This is a genomic window from Streptomyces sp. SP17BM10 (assembly GCF_036322405.1).
Lineage (GTDB): Bacteria > Actinomycetota > Actinomycetes > Streptomycetales > Streptomycetaceae > Kitasatospora.
In genome coordinates this window covers 1-322 of sequence record NZ_JAQYXB010000525.1, presented here as the reverse complement: position 1 = coordinate 322, position 322 = coordinate 1, and the positions used below count along the sequence as shown (strand labels likewise).

Sequence of the window (322 nt, the reverse complement as noted above, 5' to 3'; positions counted from 1 at the left end):
GTCCGTGTAGGGGCGCTTGGCCTCCAGCCCTAACCCGGTGGCGCGGTGCCGGCGCAGCGGCTCCACCTCGTGGAAGGAGCCCTCGTCCAGGAGCAGGTCGATGCGCTCGCGGGCGGTCAGCTGGCCCTTCGCGTGCTGGGCCTCGGTGGCCTTCGCGCTCGGCCGGTGCCGGACGTCGGGGCGGGGGGGGGCGGGGGGGCGATAAGGAGCTGGACCAACCGGGTGAGAAACTCACACCACGACGAGCCTGAGGCGGGGGGTGGCGCCGCCCCCCCCCCCCGCGCCGCTGAGACGCCGGCACCTAAAAAAGACACGGCCACCG

The 322-nt window shown here is 74.5% G+C and carries 1 pseudogene; it reads right to left on the bottom strand.

The window, feature by feature from the left end:
* Positions 1-171: pseudogene (locus tag PUR71_RS10665) on the bottom strand (carboxyl transferase domain-containing protein); the annotation flags it as partial.
* Positions 172-322 lie beyond the last annotated feature (151 nt).